General features: G+C 65.1%; 1 protein-coding gene. It reads left to right on the top strand.

Features of this window, described 5'->3' with window-relative positions:
* The first annotated feature begins 153 nt into the window (after positions 1 to 153).
* Positions 154 to 3,066: a Tn3 family transposase gene (locus H8R02_RS29910; RefSeq protein WP_070401344.1), complete on the top strand. Its 2,913-nt coding sequence runs from the start codon at positions 154 to 156 to the stop codon at positions 3,064 to 3,066.
* The last annotated feature ends 163 nt before the right edge of the window (positions 3,067 to 3,229 follow it).

Raw genomic sequence — 3,229 nt, 5'->3', positions numbered from 1 at the left:
GGGGTCCATTTGATTTCAGTGTCAAAAGTGACGGTTCGCTTCCCCAGCAACGGCGCGGGCATGGGCAGGTAACTTGTTGATTTCAAAGGGATTGCTGTTCGGTATTTCGCCGCGTATCGTTGGCTGCCTTTCGAGAGACGAGGAGCAACCGAAATGCAAGGCTGGCAGACCCCATACCTTGGCCTGCGCGATCTGCCGCGCGAGCTCACTGACTTTGAACTCCAGGCCTTCTTCAGCTTCAGTCAAGCCGAGCTGGAGCTGATCTCAAGGCGGCGAGGCGACAACCACAAGCTGGGCCTGGCACTGCACATCGGTTTCGTGCGCATGAGCGGCCGGCCGCTAAACAGTGTGCGTGCGGTCCCGCCCGTCTTGCTGCGTCACCTGGGCCAGATGCTGGGCATCACCACCCCCGACCTGGCGTCGCTGCGTGCGCTGTACGCCCGTGGCCGAACCCTGTTCGATCACCAGCAGCAGGCCTGCGAGGCGCTGGGCTTTGCCTGGATGACCGAGCACCAGCGTCGAGCGTTGGTGCGAGTTCTGCGCGATGAAGTGACCCACAGCGCCGATCGTGAGCGGCTGCTGCTGCATGCCCGGCATTGGTTGTACGAACACCGGCTCCTCATCGTGCACGACCGTGTCATCCGCAGCCTGGTGGCGGTTGCACTGACCGAACTCGAGGCCGCCACTGCCCAGGCGATCCGAGCCGCAGTGCCACCCGGCCTTCTCAAACGCTGGGCGTCGGCGCTGGACAGTGCGCGCCTGGATGGCCAGCACAGCCAGAGCTGGCTGTGGAGCGCACCGGCCAAGCACTCGACGCGCCAGATCACCGAGGTGCTCGAACGTATTGCCTTCCTGACGGATTTGGGGATCGATCAACACTTGGGCCATCTCAACGACGTATTGGTGCGCCGGTATGCGCGGCGCATGGCCTCCCGTGCGCCCTCGATCAGCGCCCGGATCAAGGAGCCGGCACGCACTGTCGAGATGGCCTGCTTCCTGCGCTATTGCCTGCTGACGGCCACAGATCAGCTCATCCTCATGTTCCAGCGTCGTGTGGCCGACCTCTGGCGGCAGTGCGCCGACGGTGTGACGGCAACGGTTGACTGGGCGCAGCAGTACCAGCAATTGCTCCAGGAACTGACCGATCTTGCGGCCCAGGAGAAGGTGCCAGATGCCGAACTGCGTTCGCGCTTGGTCAGTCTGGTCGCGGTCAAGCGTGCCCGGCGCCCGCCCAGTCGAGCGTCGATCATCCGCCAGCACCTCATCGACGCCATTGCCCCGGTGCGCTCGCTGCTGGTGGCAGTGAGCGGGCTGGCCTGGCAAGCCACGGGCGAGCATCCGGCCATCGACGCGTTGGACAGGCTGCGCACCCTGTACGCTGGCGGCACCAAGAGCCTGCCGGGCGAGGTCACGGCAGCGCGCCTGGGCCCGGCATGGCGTCAAGCCATCGCTGACGTCGACCGTGAGCGGGCGTTCCGGGCATTGGAGGTGGCCACTCTGTTTGCCTTGCGCCGAGCGCTGCGCAACGGCTCGGTCTGGATTGAGCACTCCTTGAGCTTCCGCGGCCGCGAGCGGCTGTTCATCCCGGATGAGCGCTGGAAGACCGAAGCCCGGCGCCACTACGCCCGGCTGCAGCTGCCGGCCAAGGCCAGTGACTTCCTCACACCGTTGCTTGCACGCGTTCGCACAGGTATCGACGCGGTGGCGGCTGCCACTCGCGTCGGATTGCTGCGCGTGGACGACGAGTTGCACTTGGCGCCCCTGGCCGCCGAAGACGAAGATCCCGAAGTCACCAAACTGCGTAGCCGGCTTGACCAGCGCATCGGCGAGGTGCAACTGCCAGAGGTCATCCTGGCCGTGGACGCTCAGGTGCGCTTCAGCTGGATCATGCTCGGGCGTGAGCCCAGATCGAGCCAGGAACTGCTGATGACCTACGCCGGCATATTGGCGCACGGCACCAGCCTGACGGCCGCAGAGTGCGCCCGCATGATCCCGCAGCTATCGGCTCCCAGCATCCGCCAGGCAATGCGCTGGGCGGGCGATGAGCGGCGGCTGGCCCTGGCCTGCCAGGCGGTGCTGGAGTTCATGCAGCGCCATGCGGTAGCGGCAACGTGGGGCCGAGCCGATCTGGCCTCCTCGGACATGATGAGTCTGGAGACCAGCCGCCGGGTATGGCAGGCACGCCAGGATCCACGACGCCAGACAGCCTCCATCGGCGTTTACAGCCACGTGCGCGATCGTTGGGGAATCTTCCACGCCCAGCCGATTGTGCTCAATGAGCGCCAGGCCGGTGCCGCCATCGAAGGGGTGGTGAGACAGGAGCGGGTGGAGGTGTCGCAGTTGGCTGTCGACACGCACGGCTACACCGACTTCGCGATGGCGCTATCGCGTCTGCTGGGCTTCGATCTATGCCCGCGGCTGCGCGAACTGCGGCAACGCCACCTGTTCGTGCCGCGAGGAATGACAATCCCTGTGGAGATCGCCGCCGTGTGTGAGGCCAGCGTGGACACGACACTGATCGAAGCTCATTGGGACCAGCTGGTGCATCTGGCGGCCTCGGTGCAGACAGGTCACGCCAGTGCGGTGACGGCGCTGGCCAGGTTCGGTTCTGCGGCGCGCGGGGACCCGATCTACGACGCCGGTGTGCAGTTGGGCAAGCTGCTCAGGACCGCCTTCCTGGCGGACTACTTCGTCAATGCCGGCTTCCGCAGGGAACTGCGCCGGGTTCTGAACCGGGGCGAGGCGGTGAACGCGCTCAAGCGCGCCATCTACACCGGTCGTGTTGGATCGGCCCAGGCTCGGCGTACCGACGAGATGCAGGCAGTGGCCGACGCCTTGAGCCTGTTGGCCAACATCGTGATGGCGTGGAACACGGCTCAGATGCAGGCCGTACTGGACCGATGGGCCAACAGGCGACAGATCGTGCCGCCTGAGTTGACTGGGCGCATTGCACCGACGCGCTTGGAGGGGATCAACCTGCGCGGCGTCTTCCGCTTCCCGCTGGAACGTTACGCCGGTCAGATCCTGCCGTCAATTGCTGCAGCGAAAACGAGTGCTGGCAGCTGAAATCGACCACGCAAACAGGCTCTCAGCGACCGATTAGGAGACCAACAGAAACTCAAAGCGTGACAAGCACTTACGCTCGCCCCTGGAGCAGACCCCGCGCCAATCCTCGCTCTGCGGGGAGGCACGAACCGTCACTTTCTGCACTGAAATCAAATGGACCCCG

Source organism: Ramlibacter albus, assembly GCF_014297445.1.
In the GTDB taxonomy this organism is placed as follows: domain Bacteria; phylum Pseudomonadota; class Gammaproteobacteria; order Burkholderiales; family Burkholderiaceae_C; genus Ramlibacter; species Ramlibacter albus.
The sequence above is the reverse complement of the archived record's forward strand: the minus strand, read 5'-3'. Positions and strand labels throughout refer to the sequence as shown.